This window comes from Streptomyces bicolor, from assembly GCF_000719285.1.
Taxonomy (GTDB): Bacteria; Actinomycetota; Actinomycetes; order Streptomycetales; family Streptomycetaceae; genus Streptomyces; species Streptomyces bicolor.
This window is the reverse complement of the sequence record NZ_JOFS01000019.1, coordinates 165,928-182,163: the sequence shown is the minus strand read 5'-3', so window position 1 is coordinate 182,163 and position 16,236 is coordinate 165,928. Positions and strand designations below refer to the sequence as shown.

Genomic DNA, 16,236 nt, shown 5'->3' with positions numbered 1-16,236 from the left:
GATCGCGCAGTTCCCCGCGCCCCTGGGGGGGTTGGGGTGGACCTGCACCTGGAACTCGCCGTCGGCGACGGCCGTCGTGCTGGGCTTGAGCGGGCGCTGCGCGATGCCGTGCGGGCCGGGCGGCTGGCGCCCGGCGAGCGGTTGCCTGCCACGCGGCGGCTCGCGGACGAACTCGGGATCTCTCGGAACACCGTGAAGGCGGCGTACGACCAGCTCGTCGCCGAGGGATACCTCACCGCTCGGCAGGGGGCTGGTACACAGGTCGCTTCTCTGCCCCTCCCTGACGCCGAACCGCCGGAGGCCTCCGCACGCGCGCGTGAGCCGCGTTTCGATCTGCGGCCGGGGAGTCCGGATGTGGGGGCGTTTCCGGCGGCCGCCTGGTTGCGGGCGCTGCGGCGGGCCATCGCGACGGCGCCCTCGCTGGCGTATGACTACGGCGATCCGCGGGGTCGGATCGAGTTGCGGACCGCGTTGTCGGGGTATCTGGGGCGGGCGCGTGGGGTGATCGCGCCGCCGGAGCGGATCGTGATCACCTCGGGGTATGTGCAGGGGCTGGCGTTGCTCACGCGTGTGCTGGAGGGCGGCGGCGTCGCCATGGAGGACCCGGGGCTGCCGTTCCATCGGGAGGTGGTCCGGCGCAACGGGGGCGTCGTCGTGCCCGTGGGGGTCGATGGAAGGGGCGTCTGCGCGGAGGAGTTGGGGGACTGCTCGGCCGTGGTCGTCACGCCGGCGCATCAGTACCCGACCGGCGTGACGCTGCACCCCGAGCGGCGGCGGGCGCTCACCGACTGGGCACGCGCGCGTGGCGGGCTGATCGTCGAGGACGACTACGACGGGGAGTTCCGCTACGACCGCCAGCCCGTCGGCGCGCTGCAGGGGATGGCACCGGGCCACGTGGCGTACCTGGGCACGGCCTCGAAGACGCTCGGGCCCGCGCTGCGGCTCGGCTGGATGGTGCTGCCGCCGCACCTGGTCGACGCCGTCGCCGACGCCAAGCTGCACAGCGACCATCACACCGAGACCATCGGCCAGTTGGCACTCGCCGAACTGATCGACAGCCATGCGTACGACCGGCATGTGCGGGCCTGTCGGCTGCGGTACCGGCGGCGCCGGGATCAGCTGCTGGACCGGCTGGGGGCGCGGCGGCCCGTGCGCGGGATCGCGGCCGGGCTGCACGCGCTGGTGGAGGTCGACGACGAGGCGCGGGTGCTGGCGCGGGCGGAGGCGGAAGGGCTCGCGCTGGGGCGTCTTGGGGAACACTGGCATGCCCCGGGCGGCGGCGAGGAGCGGCCGCAGGGGCTGGTCGTGGGGTACGGGACGCCTCGGGAGCGGGTGTATCCGGAGGCGTTGGAGGTGCTGGTGAGGGTGTTGGAGGGCGGCTGAGCGGGGCCGGGCGGTATGCCCCGAACGGGCCATGGGGACAGCGAATTGGGCCATTGAAGCAACCAGGGATTGGTCCTGTTGAGCGGCCCACTGCGTTCTTAGTGTCGTAGGCATGACGAACTCGCTCGTCCCGCCCGCCGGTCCGCAACGCGTCCTCGCCCTCGCCCAGTTGAGCAACTCGGTCGGGGACGGCGCCTACTACACGACGTCGGCCCTCTACTTCAGCCAGATCGTCGGCCTCGCCCCCGCGCGCGTGGGGCTCGGGCTGACCGTCGGCTGGGCGGTCGGCTCGCTGGTCGGGGTTCCGCTGGGGCGGCTCGCGGACCGGTGCGGACCGCGCGGTACGGCGGTGCTGCTGGCCCTCGCGACGGGGCTCGCGGTGGCGTCGTTCACGGTCGTGCGCGGCTTCGTGCCGTTCGTGCTGGCCGCGTGCGCGTACGCCGCCGTGCAGTCCGGGCTCGCGGCGGCGCGGCAGGCGCTGCTGGCGGGACTGGTGCCCGCCGGGGAGCGGACCGGGCTGCTGGCGCATCTGCAGTCGACGCTCAACGCCGGGCTCGCGGTGGGTGCGGGGCTGGGCGGGCTGGCGCTGCACGCCGGGACGCGGGCGGCGTATCTCGGGGTGTTCGCGTTGGACGCGGTGAGCTTTCTGGTGTGTGCGGGGCTGTTGCTGCGATTGCCGGCCGTGCAGGCGGTGCGAGCAATTCCGGTGGGGCAACGGGGACTTGAGCGGAAACGTCACGGCATGGCGGTGCTGGGTGACCGGCCGTACGTTGTCGTGGCGCTCCTCAATACGGTCCTGCTGCTCCGGTTGCCGCTGCTGAGTCTGGTGCTGCCTCTGTGGATCACCCGCCGGACCGAGGCGCCGGCCTGGCTGGTCTCCGCACTGTTCGTACTCAACACCGGTGCGGTGATGCTGTTCCAGGTCAGGGCGGCGCGCGGCGTCACAGGCCTTGGCACCGCCACGCGCGCGGTGCGTCGCGCGGGCTGGGTGATGCTCGCCGCGTGCGTGGTGTTCGCGTTGTCGGCGGGGGCCTCCCTGTGGGTGGCCGTCGGTGTCCTGGTGGTGGGTGCGGTGCTTCAAGTGGTCGCCGAGATGGGGCACTCGGCGGGTTCCTGGCAGCTGTCCTTCGATCTGGCTCCGGAGGGGCGCGTCGGCGAGTACCAGGGGCTCTTCGGGACCGGCGTCACCGTCGCCCGCACACTCGGCCCGCTCCTGCTGACGACCCTGCTGGTGGAGTGGGGGGCGCCGGGCTGGCTGCTGCTGGGCGGGGCGATGCTGGCCGCGTCGTACGCCATGGGACCGGCGGCGCGCTGGGCCGCCGGTCGCCGGGTGGAGGAGACGGTCGGGGAACCCGCGCTCCTGCCGTGACGGGCGGGGCGACCCGCGCACCTGAGGTGACGGACGGACGACCCGCGCACCTGCCCTGGCGTTCAGGCGGGCCGCCCGCATGCCGTGCCGTTCAGGCCGCCCGCACTCCCGCCGTGACCGGAAGCGAGTCCAGGAACAGCGCCCCCGCCAGCAGCCCGGCACTCCCCCTTGGGCTCCACGCGCGCGCGTGCAGGTCGGCGTCGAGGTCGGCCAGGGCTTCCGCGCCCGCCTCGGTTGCCGTACCGCCCGCTTCCAGGACTGCGCGCGCGCCCGCTTGGACGTGCCGGAGGCCGATGGGGCCCGCGGTGTAGAGCAGTTCGGTGTCCTGGAGGGTGGACATCACCGTGAGCAGGGCGTCCAGGCGGGCCTGCTCCTCCGTGGCGCCGGCCGAGCGAGCCTCGGTGAGCGCGTCCAACGCCCGCCGTACGTGCGGGAATCCGGCCCGTGCCTCGCCCCGTGCCCCGGCGGCGCCGTACTTGGCGGACACCAAGGAGCCCCGAGAGGGGCTGCGCTGGGCGCGTTTGTCGGTGTGCGCGGCGATGCGCTTGGCGGTCGCGGCGACGTCCTTCGCGCCGGTCCTGGGGTCGAGTGCGGCCGCAGCGACCAACAGGCCGAGCGCCCACAGCGCGCCCCGGTGGCCGCCGCCCGCGAGGTGTACCGAGTGCTCGGTGCACCTGCCGATCGCGCCCAGTTCGCTGTGGAGACCGGGCGTCGGCTCGCCCGCGCGCCGGGCCGCGGCGGACATCGCCGCGAGGCCCGGCCCGAGCGCCCTGGCCGACCAGCGCAGCATGCGGTGGTCCCAGCGGGTGACGCGGGTGCCGAGGTCGCGCGGGTCGGGCAGGCCCGGCTTGGGAACCAGGGCCAGCTGCCCGGTGAGTGCGGTCACGGCGGCCTGCGCCAGCGCCTCGTCCTCGCGGCTGCTCATGGCCGTATCCCCTACGAGGAGGCCGAGGCAGAGGCCGACGGGGCGTCGCTGGGCGGGGGGCCCGTCGGCGCGTCGCCCGGCGGCGTACCGCCCTCGCCGCCACCGCCGCCGCTGCCCGCGCCGGTGTTCTCGGCGTCGGGGTCGATGCCGATGGTGAGGAAGCCCTTGTAACCCTTGGACGGGTCGGCCTTCTTGACCGGGCTGAGGGTCAACAGGCCGCTGGAGGCGCCGCCGCCGTCGTAGACCATGTCGTCGTCGAGGGTGGTGTAGCTGCCGGAGTGCTTCGAGTAGGGCTCCAGCGTGAAGATCTCCTGGGCGATCTCGTCGTCGAAGAACAGCTGGCCGGTGTAGTTGACCTTGCCGCCCGCGTAGGTGCCGTCCTCCTTCTGGCCGCCCGTGTGGACCTTGAGGTGGATGTGGCAGGTGCGCGGGGTGTACCAGCCCGGGAAGATCGTCTCGAACTTGACGACCCCGTTGGCGTTGGCGATCTGGTAACCGCGCAGGTAGGTGTTGTCGTTGGCGGTCGAGCCGTCCTCGCTCTCGGCGGGTGCGGAGCCGCCGGGGTTGGCCGTGGTGTAGCCGGAGTAGTAGCCCCAGGCGTCGCAGTGCCAGATCTCCACGGCGGCGCCGGGGACCGGGGTGCAGCCGTCGGTGGCGTCGACGACGGTGAGGCGCAGGGTGAGCGGGACACCGCTCTTGCCCTCGGTGATGTCCTTTCTCACCAGGGCGTTGTCGAGGTAGTACGGGCCTTCGGTGACGCTCGACATCAGCGTCATGCAGGTGCCGGCGCTCTCCGAGGCGGTCGTGCTTGCCGTCGCCGCGGCCTCGGTCGTGGTCGTGCCGGTGTCGGCGAAGGCCGCCTGGTAGCCCGCGACGGCGAGTCCGCCCGCCGCGACCGTGCCTCCGGTCACCGCGATCGCCCGGCGCCGAGTGATCGACTTGTCCTTGTGGTTTCCCGTCATGACCAGGAAATTAGGGACGCCACCCATCAGAGGCGTGGGGTGGCGCTGTGCGGGGGCTGTGAGTCCTGAGGAAGCCGAAGTCGGCGGCCGTCATCGTCCGTTGGAGCGCGGCGACGACAGCGGGTACTTCCAGTCCGCGCTACACCGCCACCAACGGCGTGTCCTTGCGCCACTTGAGGATCTTGTCGAAGCTCACCACCGCCCCGGTCCGCCCCGGCTTGTTGCCGATCTGGACGTGGTCGGCGAGTTCCGCGATGAGGCAGAGGCCGCGACCGTGCTCGGCGTCGGTGGCGGCCGGGCGGGGGGCACGGGGTGGTGCCGTGAAGCCGGGGCCCGCGTCGGTGACCTCGATATGGCACTTCTCGCCGTCCAGGTACGCCGTCACGCGGTACGCCTGGGGGGAGCCGTCCGGCGCGCAGTCGCCGCCGTGTTCGACGGCGTTCGCACAGGCCTCGCTGAGGGCGACGGAGAGGTCGTACGACACGTCGGGGTCGACGCCCGCGGTCTCCATGGTGCCGATCAGCAACCGCCGGGCGAGCGGCACGCTCGCGGCTTCCCGCCGCAGATGGAGTGACCACCAGATGCTCATGCTCCAGCCTCCTGGCCGCGGCTCGACATACCGTTACGTATTGCCACGAGTGCGGGGGTGTAAGCACATCCTTGACGTGATGCCGCCCATATGGTCGATGCGCCCACGCGGGAATCGGTGTATGTGGGGTCGGCCCACACCAGAGGGTGATCTTCCGGTCGTACGGTCCTTATCGCCCCGTGCGTCCCGAAGCGCCCGTATGTCATCTTGCGGACCTGCCGTATGGCGGTCATAAGGCCAGTGCGATGATGAGCCCGCCATGACTGCCCCCCACCCGCGCACGGTGCGCTCCGGAGGAGATCTCCGGATACTGCGGGCCGCGGTGTTCGCCGCGGTCTGCGTCGTGCTGGCCGGGGTCGGGCACGCGCTGGGGTCCTGCGCCACGATCCCGCTGTGGACGCTGGGCGCCGGGTTCCTGGGGGTGCTCCTGGTCACGGTGCCGTTCGCGGGGCGGGAGCGCTCGCTCCCCTGGATCGCGGCACTGCTCGCGGCCGGCCAGACCGTCCTGCACACGCTGTTCGGGCTCGGGCAGCACGGAGCGGCCACCGGGGTCTCCGGCACGGCGACCACCTCCGACGCCGCGCTCATCGAGCAGGCCGCGCGGCTCGTCTGCGGTACCGCCGCGGCGGCCATCAGCCCCGCCCAGGCCCAGCGGATCCTCACCGAGGCACGGCTCCACCCGGCCGCCGGTACGCACACCTCGCATTCCTCGGCGAACGCCGTGTCCGGTGCCACGGACGCCTCGGCGTCCCTTCTGCCGTCCCTGCCCATGGTGCTCGCCCACCTCCTCGCGGCGGTCGTCGCGGGGTGGCTGCTGCGGCGCGGGGACCTGGCCCTGCTGCGCATCGTCGAGATGTCCGCCCTGTCGGCGCACTCGGTCGCGGAGGGGGCGTTCGTACGATCCCTGCGCGGGGCGCTCGCGCTGGTGCGCGCCCTGCGTGCCGGGCTGCCAGGCGCTCCGGAGGCGAGCCCGCCGGCCCAGTTCGCCGAATGGTCGGGCCCGCCCGAGCCCCGCACCCTCGCACTCCAGCACACGGTGATCAGGCGCGGCCCGCCGGCCGGCGCCGCACTCGTCCTCGCCGCCTGACACGACGCGACCGCCACTCCACCGAAGTGGGCTGAGGGGCCGCCGTCGTGCGGCACGCGCGTACCCGGGTTCTCCGATCGAGGGACAGCTGACTCCTGTTCTCCCTGCTGATCGCCCTGATCGCACTTGATCGGGCACCCCCGCGCACGCGTACCCCTCTTCACCACCGGAATCCGAACCTCATTCACAGTGGAGTGCTCAGCATGAAGGCCTCTCGTATCGCCGCCACGGGCGCGCTCGCCGGCACGGCCGTACTCGCCCTGTCCGTCCCCGCGTTCGCCCACGTCAGCGTGCAGCCCGAGGGCACGGCAGCCAAGGGCGGCTACGCGGTCGTCGACTTCAAGGTGCCCAACGAGCGCGACAACGCCTCGACCACCAAGCTCGAGGTGACCTTCCCGACCGACCACCCGCTGGCCTCCGTGATGCCGCAGCCCGTTCCCGGCTGGACGGCCAAGGTCACCAAGTCCACGCTGGACAAGCCGCTGGAGATGCACGGCAAGAAGATCACCGAGGCCGTCACCAAGGTCACCTGGACCGCCGACGGCAAGGGCATCGAGCCCGGCTTCTTCCAGAAGTTCCCCGTCTCCGTCGGCACCCTGCCCGAGGACACGGACGAACTGGTCTTCAAGGCCATCCAGACGTACTCCAACAAGGAGGTCGTGCGCTGGATCGAGGTGCCGCAGGAGGGTCAGGAGGAGCCCGAGAACCCGGCGCCGGTGCTTGAACTGTCCGCCGCCGAGGACGGCCACCACGGCTCGTCCTCCTCCGACCAGGCCTCCGACTCCGACGACGCCGAGGCCGCCTCCGCCAAGACCGAGGCCGCCGAGCCCGCCGACAGCAGCGACACCACCGCCCGCGTCCTGGGCGTGGTCGGCATCGTCGTCGGTGCGCTGGGCGTGGCGTACGGCGTGCTCGCCGGCCGTCGGCGCACCGACGCCTGACGGCTCCTTTGATTCACGGCGCGCGCCGGGGCACGCCCCCGGTGCGCGCCGGAGCACTCACGACTGGGACATTTTTCTATGCGTAAGAAGACTTGCCATGCGTAAGAAGACCTTCGCTGCGGCCGCCCTGGTCGCCGCCGCCACCCTGACCCTCTCCGCCTGCGGCAGCGGCGACGACAGCGCCCAGCCCGTCACCGTGGTCTCCGAGGAGGCCGGCTCGGACAAGGCCGCCATCGTCCTCGACAAGCCCTTCGAGAAACCGGACCTGGTCCTCACGGACACGAACGGCAAGAAGTACGACCTCCGCAAGGAGACGAAGGGCAAGCCGACGCTGATCTACTTCGGCTACACCAACTGTCCCGACGTCTGCCCGCTGACGATGAACAACATCGCCGTCGCCAAGAAGCAGCTGCCGAAGGCCGAGCAGGACGAGCTGAGCATCGTGTTCGTCACGACCGACCCGGAGCGCGACACCGCGTCCGCGCTCGGCAAGTGGCTCAAGGGCATCGATCCGCAGGTCGTCGGCCTGACCGGCGACTTCGACACCATCCAGGCCGGTGCCCGCACCCTCGGCATCTCCATCGAGCCGCCGCACAAGGACAAGAACGGCAAGATGGTCTCCACCCACGGCACCCAGGTCGTCGCGTTCTCGCCGAAGACCGACGCCGGGTACGTCCTCTACACCGAGGACGCCACCGTCGACGAGTACACCAAGGACCTCCCCAAGCTGATCAAGGGGGAGAAGCCGTGAGGCGGTTCGCCCCGGTGCGGCCGGTGACCCTGGTGACCCTGGTGACGACCGGCGCCCTCGTCCTCACGGGCTGCGGCTCCGAGGACGCCCCGGCCGATTCCACGGCCGAACTGTCCGTCAGCGGCGCCTACATGCCGCAGCCGGTCTCCGACTCCATGGCGGCCGGCTTCCTGACGGTCACCAACAAGGGCAGTACGAAGGACGAGTTGACCTCCGTCACCAGCGACGTCGGCGAGGTGACCGCCCACGAGACCGTGGGTTCGTCGATGCGGGAGGCCAAGGACCTCGCCGTCCCCGCGCACGGTCAGCTCGTGTTCAAGAGCGGTGGCAGCCATCTGATGTTCGAGAAGCTGAAGCGGAAGCCCCAGCAGGGCGAGAAGGTGACCGTGCAGCTCCACTTCGCCGAGTCCGGCACGGTCACCGTCGAGATGCCGGTGGAGTCCGCGACGTACAACCCGAAGACCGGACACTGAGGGAGAGACCGCCGTGACCCTGACCATCGCTCCCCGCGTCCGGCCCCGGGTGCTGCCGCGCGTCCGGACCCTGGTGCTGCCGCGTGTCCGGACCTTGGTGCTGCTGCTCCTGGCCGCGACCGGTCTGCTCCTCGCCGGTGCCGGGCCGGTCTCCGCGCACGCCGCGCTGACCGGCAGCGACCCCCGGCAGGGGGCGGTGGTCGACAAGGCCCCGACGCAGGTCTCGCTGACCTTCTCCGAAAAGGTCGCCCTGTCCGACGACTCCCTGCGCGTGCTCGACCCCAAGGGCGAGCGCGTCGACCAGGGCGACCCGGCCAACGTCAGCGGCACGACGTACGCCGTGAAACTCCACAGCGGCCTGCCCGACGGGACGTACACCGTCACCTACCAAGTGGTGTCCGAGGACAGCCATCCCGTCGCCGGCGCCTACACCTTCTCCATCGGCGCTCCCTCGCAGACCAGCGTCTCGGTCTCCGGCCAGGAGGCGGGTGGCGGCATCGTCGGCTGGCTCTACGGGCTCGGGCGATATGTGTCGTACGCCGGCTTCATCGTCCTGGTCGGCGGCGCCGCCTTCGTGCTCGCCTGCTGGCAGCGCGGGTCGGGCGTGCGGGTGCTGCAGCGGCTCGTCGTCTCCGGCTGGCTGGCCCTGACCGCCGCCACGCTCGGGCTGCTGCTCCTGCGCGGCTCGTACACCAGCACCGGGAAGATCGGCGACATCTTCGACCTGGAGCTGCTCGGGCAGGTGCTGCAGACCAAGACGGGTGCGGCACTCGTGTCCCGGCTGCTGCTGCTCGCCGCGGCGGCGCTGTTCATCGCGGTGCTGTTCGGGGCCTATGACAAGCGGGAGGACGAGGAGAAGCGGGACCTCACCTTCGGGCTCGCGATCGGCGGGACGGTCGTGGCGGCCGGGCTCGCGGCGAGCTGGGCGATGTCCGAGCACGCCTCGACCGGGCTCCAGTCCGGCATCGCGATGCCGGTCGACGTCGTCCACCTGCTGGCCGTCGCTGCCTGGCTCGGCGGGCTCGCCGCGCTGCTCGTGGCGCTGTACCGGGCGCCCGCGGACACTCCCGTCGGGGCGTCCGCCGTACGACGGTTCTCGCGCGTCGCCTTCGGCAGCGTGCTCGCGCTGGTCGCGACCGGGATCTACCAGTCGTGGCGGCAGCTCGGCTCGTGGTCGGCGTTCACCGGGACGCGATACGGGCAGTTGCTGCTGGTCAAGATCGGGCTTGTGGTGCTGCTGGTAGGGGTCGCGTGGATCTCGCGGCGGTGGACGGCGCGGCTGGTGGACACAGTGGTGGGGAAGGCGAAGGACGCCGACGGGGGCGAGACGGAGAAGGGCACAGGTGAGGACGAGAAGGCGCACGCCGCTGCCCAGTCCCGTGCCTCCGCCGCCACGTCGACATCGGGCTCGGGCAAGAAGGGTGCCTCCGCCGCCGTGTCCGGCAAGGGCGATGCCAAGCGTGCCGCCCAGCTCGCCCGGCAGCAGGCCGCGATCGACACGGCACGGCAGAAGCAGCAGCGGGACGCCGACCCGAACCGGTTCGGGCTGCGCCGCTCGGTGTTGGCCGAAGCAGGCGTCGCCGTCGTCCTGCTCGCCGTCACCACCATGCTGACGTCGACCGAGCCGGGCCGTACGGAACAGGAGGCCAGGGCGGCCACGTCGTCCGCGTCCGCCGACGCGTCGTCGTCCGGGGCGCTGACCCTGGACATGTCCTTCGACACCGGCGGTGAGGACGGCAAGGGCGTCGTACGGGTCGACCTCGATCCCGCGCGTGTGGGCGGCAACGAGATGCACGTCTACGTACAGCGTCCCAACGGCCGTGCCTTCGACATCCCCGAGGTGAAGATCGCCTTCACCCTCGAGTCCCAGGACATCGGGCCGCTGCCCGTCGTCCCCGACCACATCTCCACCGGACACTGGTCGGCGAGCGGAGTGCAGATCCCCATGGCGGGCGAGTGGAAGATCGCCGTGACCGTGCGGACCTCCGACATCGACCAGGCCACCGTCTCCAAGAACGCGCAGATCGGCTGAACCTCACCATGGCTGACCAGTCCATCCCGGAGGCCCGTACTCCCAAGCCGCCGCTTGATGCGGCACGCAATGGCGAGACGGCACTTAATGGCGGCGTTTCCGAAAGCGCCGCCAAGGGCGCCCTCAAGGAGGGCGTTTCGCGGCGCCGGCTGCTAGGGACCGCCGGTGCCACGGGGCTGGTGCTCGGTGCGGCCGGCGGGGCCGTGGGATACGCCGCCCGGCCCGCCGAGGCGACACCGCTCAGCTCGCTGGGCGCCGACCAGGTGATGTTTCACGGGAAACATCAGCCCGGCATCCTCCAGGGGCTCCAGGCGCGCGGCCACGTCGTCGCCTTCGACCTGGCGGCGGGCGCCGGCCGCAAGGAGGCGGCTGCGTTGCTGCGCCGCTGGTCGGAGACGGCTCGGCGGCTGATGGCGGGCGAGGCGGCCAAGCAGGATGACACGGATGTCGCCCGCGACGCCGGTCCCTCCTCGCTGACGCTCACCTTCGGCTTCGGGCACAGCTTCTTCGCGCGGACCGGCCTGGAGAAGCAGCGCCCGGTCGCCCTGGACCCGCTGCCCGACTTCTCCTCCGACCAGCTCGACAAGGCACGCAGCAACGGCGACCTGTGGGTGCAGATCGGCGCCAACGACGCCCTGGTCGCCTTCCACGCCCTGCGCGCGATCCAGAAGGACGCGGGCAGCGCCGCCAGGGTGCGCTGGCAGATGAACGGCTTCAACCGGTCGCCGGGCGCCACCTCGCACCCCATGACTGCGCGCAACCTGATGGGCCAGATGGACGGCACGCGCAATCCGAAGCCGACGGACGGCGACTTCGACCAGCGGATCTTCGTGCCGGAGTCCGGCTCGAAGGACCCGGCCTGGATGGCGAACGGCTCCTACGCCGTCGTACGCCGCATCCGCATGCTCCTCGACGACTGGGAGCAGCTCTCGGTCAAGGAGCAGGAGGACGTCATCGGGCGCCGCAAGTCCGACGGGGCGCCGCTGTCCGGGGGCACCGAGACGACCGAGATGGACCTGGAGAAGACCGACAAGGCAGGAAACCTGGTCGTCCCCATCAACGCCCACGCCCGTATCACCCGGCCCGACCAGAACGGCGGGGCGGCGATGCTGCGGCGCCCCTTCTCCTACCACGACGGCATCGACGCCAACGGGGTGCCCGACGCGGGCCTCCTCTTCATCTGCTGGCAGGCCGACCCACTGCGCGGCTTCGTCACCGTCCAGCGCAAGCTCGACCGGGGCGACGCGCTGTCGAAGTACATCCGCCACGAGGCGAGCGGGCTCTTCGCCGTGCCGGGCGGGGCGGCGGAGGGGGAGTATGTGGGGCAGGGGTTGCTGGAGGGGTGACGCTGGGGGCCGCGACGAGCTGGGCGGGGCCGGGAGTGCTGGGCTGGGGGATCGGCTGAGCTGGGGTGTATGCCTGAGCCAAGGGATCGGCCGAGCTGGGCCTATGCGTGACCCACGGGATCGGCCGAGCTGGAGCGTATGCGCGAGCCTGGGCCGGAGAGCGGGGGCTGGGCCGGCGCGCCTGCCCGAGCCCGGACCGGAGTGCCCCTTGGGGCAGCCGGGTGAGATGTGCACACCGTGTTTCGCAAGGCCCATTAGGGTGAGGTCATGCCAGCGAGCTATGCCTATCTCGGCCCCGAGGGCACCTTCACCGAAGTCGCCCTGCGCACCCTTCCCGAGGCCGCGACCCGGGAACTGATCCCCTACGTGTCCGTGCAGTCCGCGCTCGACGCGGTGCGTGTCGGCGAGGCCGAGGCCGCGTTCGTGCCGATCGAGAACTCCGTCGAGGGCGGCATCACGACGACGCTCGACGAACTGGTCGCGGGCGCGCCGCTGATGATCTACCGCGAGGTGCTGCTGTCGATCACCTTCGCGCTGCTGGTCAGGCCGGGCACCAAACTGTCGGACATCAAGACGGTCTCCGCCCACCCGGCCGCCCAGCCGCAGGTGCGCAACTGGCTGAAGAAGAACCTCCCGGACGCCCACTGGGAGTCGGCCGCCTCGAACGCGGACGCCGCGCGCCTGGTCCAGGAAGGCCAGTACGACGCCGCCTTCGCCGGCGAGTTCGCGGCCGCCCGGTACGGCCTCGAGGCCCTGGAGACCGGCATCCACGACGCGGAGAACGCCCAGACCCGGTTCGTGCTGGTGGGCCGGCCCGCCCGGCCCGCGGCGCCGACCGGCGCGGACAAGACGTCCGTCGTGCTGTGGCAGCGCGACGACCATCCCGGCGGGCTGCGCGACCTCCTGGGCGAGTTCGCCACGCGCGGCATCAACCTGATGCTGCTGCAGTCCCGGCCGACCGGCGCGGGCATCGGCAACTACTGCTTCTGCATCGACGCCGAGGGCCACATCTCCGACCGCCGGGTGGCCGAGGCGCTGACGGGGCTGAAGCGGATCTGCCTGGAGGTGCGCTTCCTGGGCTCGTATCCGCGCGCGGACATGAAGCCCGGGGATGTGCAGCCGCCGCGCCTCGGGACGTCGGACGACGAGTTCGTGTCGGCGGCTGACTGGGTGGCCCGGTGCCAGGACGGGCGGTTCTGAGTGCGGTTCTGAGCCGCCTCGGTCGTCGTCCCGGACGCTGGATTTCCGCCAGTCCTATCAGCCGATTGTCGTTATCCACAGGAGTTATCCACAGGTCCTCATCTCGACCTGGGGACAAGTCGACAAGCAAGCATGACACTGTCGACAAATCACTCCTCAGGGCCCGTCGGCGTCCACCATTGCGCAAGTCACCCTTCGTCCACTCTTTTCCTTTGGATAATCCTTTGGGGCGACCCCTTTCCACTCGAACGTGGGGATGCGCAAGGTTTGTCCTGGGAATCCTCGACTCGCGCGACGCGTTACGGAGTGATCAATTCCGGCGTCCACAACCCATCCACACAGCCTGTGGATAACTCTTGACGGGCTGGGGGCAGCTGTGGACAACGGAGACCCAAGTCCCGTTCCCCACAAGGAAATCGAGTCAACCGGCCGCCACAGCCCTGCCCCGTTCCAGGGAGTGAGACACTTTTTATTGACACGTTTCGCAATTCCCCCATAACGGAACGTAAGCCGCAGTTCGGAATAGCGAGTCGTGGGCTGTCACCCCGCCCCGGTAGCCTTGAGCGCGTGATTGACCTTCGCCTGCTCCGTGAGGACCCCGACCGAGTGCGCGCCTCGCAGCGCGCCCGTGGAGAGGACGTCGCGCTCGTCGACTCCCTCCTGTCTGCCGACGAGCGGCGCAGGTCGTCCGGCGTCCGCTTCGACGAGCTGCGTGCCGAGCAGAAGCAGCTCGGCAAGCTCATCCCCAAGGCCTCCGGAGACGAGAAGGCCGAGCTTCTGAAGAAGGCGAGCCAGCTGGCCGCCGACGTCAAGGCGGCCGACGCCGAGCGCGACGCGGCCGACGCCGAGACCCAGGAGCTCCTCCTCCAGCTCGGCAACCTCGTCCACCCCGACGTCCCCGTGGGCGGCGAGGAGGACTTCGTCACGCTGGAGACGCACGGCGAGATCCGCGACTTCACGGCCGAGGGCTTCGAGCCGAAGGACCACCTGGAGCTCGGCACCATCCTCGGCGCCATCGACGTCGAGCGCGGCGCCAAGGTCTCCGGCTCCCGCTTCTACTTCCTCACCGGCGTCGGCGCCTTGCTGGAGCTGGCCCTGGTCAACGCCGCGATGGCCCAGGCGACGGCGGCCGGCTTCACGCCGATGCTGACCCCGGCGCTGGTCCGCCCCCAGTCGATGGCCGGCACCGGCTTCCTCGGCCAGGCCGCGCAGGACGTCTACCACCTCGACAAGGACGACCTCTACCTGGTCGGCACCTCCGAGGTCCCGCTCGCGGCGTACCACATGGACGAGATCCTCGACGCCGACAAGCTCCCGCTGCGCTACGCCGGCTTCTCCCCCTGCTTCCGCCGCGAGGCCGGCTCGCACGGCAAGGACACGCGGGGCATCTTCCGCGTGCACCAGTTCGACAAGGTCGAGATGTTCTCGTACGTCGCTCCCGAGGATTCGCAGGCCGAGCACCAGCGCCTGCTGGAGTGGGAGAAGCAGTGGCTGACGTCGCTGGAGCTGCCGTTCCGCGTCATCGACGTGGCCTCGGCCGACCTCGGCTCCTCGGCGGCCCGCAAGTTCGACTGCGAGGCGTGGATCCCGACGCAGGGCAAGTATCGCGAGCTGACCTCGACCTCGGACTGCACCGAGTTCCAGTCCCGGCGCCTGTCGATCCGCGTCCGTGACGGCAAGCAGGTCAAGCCGCTGGCCACGCTCAACGGCACGCTGTGCGCCGTACCGCGCACCATCGTGGCGATCCTGGAGAACCACCAGCAGGCCGACGGCTCCGTCCGCGTCCCCGAGGTGCTGCGCCCGTACCTGGGCGGCCGGGAGGTCCTGGAGCCGGTCACCAAGTGAGCGCCGGCCTCCCGTACAAGCTGATCGCGACCGACCTCGACGGAACGCTCCTGCGCTCCGACGAGTCGGTGTCTCAGCGCACCCGTGACGCCCTCACCGCGGCCACCGAAGCGGGCGCCGCGCACATCGTCGTCACGGGCCGGGCGGTCCCGTGGACCCGGCACATCCTCGACGACCTCGGCTACCGGGGCCTCGCGGTGTGCGGCCAGGGCGCGCAGGTGTACGACGCCGGCGAGCACCGCCTGCTGACCTCGGTCACCCTGGACCGCCAACTGGCGGGCGTGGCACTGGCCAAGATCGAGGCGGAGGTCGGCCCTCTGTTCCTGGCGGCGAGCCGCGACGGCCTGGACGGCGACGTCCTCGTGGGCCCCGGTTACGCGGTCACGGGCTCCCTCCCGTCGACCCCGTTCACGGACGCGTCGGATCTGTGGACGGCCCCGCTGAACAAGATCTACATACAGCACCCGAACCTGTCGGACGACGAACTGGCAGAGACTGCCCGCCAGGCAGCGGGCGGCTTCGTCACGGTCGCGATGGCGGGCGAGGGCATCGTGGAACTCCTCCCCCTGGGCCTGTCCAAGGCGACCGGCCTGTCACTGGCGGCCCGACGCCTGGGCATCAAGGCAACGGACACGATCGCCTTCGGCGACATGCCCAACGACATCCCGATGTTCGCCTGGGCAGCGAGGGGCGTGGCAATGTCCAACGCCCACGAGGAACTCAAGGCGGTCGCGGACGAGGTGACGGCCTCCAATGAGGAGGACGGCATCGCGGTAGTGCTGGAGCGACTGCTCGGCTGACGCCGGCTGCGCACCTGGAGCAACTGCTCGCCTGACGCCCGCTGTTCGCCTGACCACTGTTCGGCTGGCGGCGGCTGGCGGCTGGCAGCGGCGATCTGCCCCAGCCGCGGGCAGTCGTGCCGCTGGGGCGGCACGGGTGGGCGCGGGCGGCAACCCGCAAGCGCCGGGCTGCGCACCCAACCTCTGAGCCACAGCACCGGCCTCCGCGGCCAACCTCTCAGCCACAGCACCGGGCCCTTATCAACGCCCCCCAACCCCTGCACATCGGCCAAGCCAAAGTGGCAACGTCTCGCGGAGGATGCACGAATCGAACGTGCGCGGGCTTTTCAGGCCCGACCACGGCTTAGCAAGCCGGTGCCTTACCACTCGGCCAATCCTCCGGGTGGGCGGCCCACGCGAGAGCGACATCGCGTGCTCGAAGCGGCCGCCCCGGGCAGCTCCCCGTGCGGTACGGACTCGACGGAGGGGTAGCGATTACTCCGGAGCCCGCCGCCGGCTGCCCTGACGGGAGCTGGACGTGCTGCCGTGCATGG

The 16,236-nt window shown here is 71.2% G+C and carries 14 protein-coding genes and 1 tRNA gene; 11 read left to right on the top strand and 4 right to left on the bottom strand.

Annotation, left to right across the window (positions count from 1 at the left end; genetic code table 11):
* Nucleotides 1-36 precede the first annotated feature (36 nt).
* Together pdxR and IF78_RS0125050 are read left to right on the top strand one after the other, a co-directional pair.
* Entirely contained in the window at nucleotides 37-1,383 is a 1,347-nt protein-coding gene (pdxR, locus tag IF78_RS0125055; RefSeq protein WP_031484806.1) for a MocR-like pyridoxine biosynthesis transcription factor PdxR, read from the top strand.
* 112 nt (nucleotides 1,384-1,495) lie between these two features.
* Nucleotides 1,496-2,752, top strand: coding sequence for an MFS transporter (locus tag IF78_RS0125050; protein WP_031484804.1), 1,257 nt, complete (start codon nucleotides 1,496-1,498; stop codon nucleotides 2,750-2,752).
* Nucleotides 2,753-2,843: 91 nt separating this feature from the next.
* Here IF78_RS0125050 and IF78_RS0125045 read toward each other — a convergent pair whose 3' ends face one another.
* The 3 genes from IF78_RS0125045 to IF78_RS0125035 all read right to left on the bottom strand — a co-directional run bounded on the left by IF78_RS0125045 (nucleotide 2,844) and on the right by IF78_RS0125035 (nucleotide 5,228).
* Nucleotides 2,844-3,677, bottom strand: coding sequence for a triphosphoribosyl-dephospho-CoA synthase (locus IF78_RS0125045; protein WP_031484802.1), 834 nt, complete (start codon nucleotides 3,675-3,677; stop codon nucleotides 2,844-2,846).
* A gap of 11 nt (nucleotides 3,678-3,688) precedes the next feature.
* Nucleotides 3,689-4,639 carry an intradiol ring-cleavage dioxygenase gene (locus tag IF78_RS0125040; RefSeq protein ID WP_199921427.1) on the bottom strand — a complete coding sequence of 317 codons (951 nt, stop codon included), beginning with the start codon at nucleotides 4,637-4,639 and terminating at the stop codon, nucleotides 3,689-3,691.
* A 139-nt stretch (nucleotides 4,640-4,778) separates the two neighbouring features.
* A complete protein-coding gene (locus IF78_RS0125035) occupies nucleotides 4,779-5,228 on the bottom strand; it encodes an ATP-binding protein (RefSeq protein ID WP_031484798.1) in 450 nt (149 codons plus the stop codon).
* 259 nt (nucleotides 5,229-5,487) lie between these two features.
* On the opposite strand from IF78_RS0125035, the gene IF78_RS0125030 reads away from it, so the two are divergent.
* The 9 genes from IF78_RS0125030 to IF78_RS0124990 all read left to right on the top strand — a co-directional run bounded on the left by IF78_RS0125030 (nucleotide 5,488) and on the right by IF78_RS0124990 (nucleotide 15,703).
* Nucleotides 5,488-6,315, top strand: coding sequence for a hypothetical protein (locus IF78_RS0125030; protein WP_031484796.1), 828 nt, complete (start codon nucleotides 5,488-5,490; stop codon nucleotides 6,313-6,315).
* A 203-nt stretch (nucleotides 6,316-6,518) separates the two neighbouring features.
* Complete coding sequence (locus IF78_RS0125025; protein ID WP_031484794.1) at nucleotides 6,519-7,256, top strand: YcnI family copper-binding membrane protein; 738 nt, start codon at nucleotides 6,519-6,521, stop codon at nucleotides 7,254-7,256.
* Between the two features lie 97 nt (nucleotides 7,257-7,353).
* Complete coding sequence (locus IF78_RS0125020) at nucleotides 7,354-8,007, top strand: SCO family protein (protein ID WP_031484791.1); 654 nt, start codon at nucleotides 7,354-7,356, stop codon at nucleotides 8,005-8,007.
* Complete coding sequence (locus IF78_RS0125015) at nucleotides 8,004-8,480, top strand: copper chaperone PCu(A)C (RefSeq protein ID WP_051828146.1); 477 nt, start codon at nucleotides 8,004-8,006, stop codon at nucleotides 8,478-8,480. The genes IF78_RS0125020 and IF78_RS0125015 overlap by 4 nt, the downstream gene beginning before the upstream one ends.
* Nucleotides 8,481-8,493: 13 nt before the next feature.
* Nucleotides 8,494-10,512, top strand: a complete 2,019-nt coding sequence (locus IF78_RS0125010; RefSeq protein ID WP_425314628.1) for a copper resistance CopC/CopD family protein — start codon at nucleotides 8,494-8,496, stop codon at nucleotides 10,510-10,512.
* A gap of 8 nt (nucleotides 10,513-10,520) precedes the next feature.
* Nucleotides 10,521-11,858, top strand: a complete 1,338-nt coding sequence (gene efeB / locus IF78_RS0125005) for an iron uptake transporter deferrochelatase/peroxidase subunit (protein WP_031484784.1) — start codon at nucleotides 10,521-10,523, stop codon at nucleotides 11,856-11,858.
* 267 nt (nucleotides 11,859-12,125) lie between these two features.
* Nucleotides 12,126-13,058 carry a prephenate dehydratase gene (gene pheA, locus IF78_RS0125000; protein WP_031484782.1) on the top strand — a complete coding sequence of 311 codons (933 nt, stop codon included), beginning with the start codon at nucleotides 12,126-12,128 and terminating at the stop codon, nucleotides 13,056-13,058.
* 567 nt (nucleotides 13,059-13,625) lie between these two features.
* Entirely contained in the window at nucleotides 13,626-14,903 is a 1,278-nt protein-coding gene (gene serS, locus IF78_RS0124995; protein WP_037641142.1) for a serine--tRNA ligase, read from the top strand.
* Entirely contained in the window at nucleotides 14,900-15,703 is an 804-nt protein-coding gene (locus IF78_RS0124990) for an HAD family hydrolase (protein WP_031484778.1), read from the top strand. The genes serS and IF78_RS0124990 overlap by 4 nt, the downstream gene beginning before the upstream one ends.
* 292 nt (nucleotides 15,704-15,995) lie before the next feature.
* Here IF78_RS0124990 and IF78_RS0124985 read toward each other — a convergent pair.
* Nucleotides 15,996-16,083 (bottom strand) — tRNA-Ser (locus tag IF78_RS0124985).
* Nucleotides 16,084-16,236: the final 153 nt, after the last annotated feature.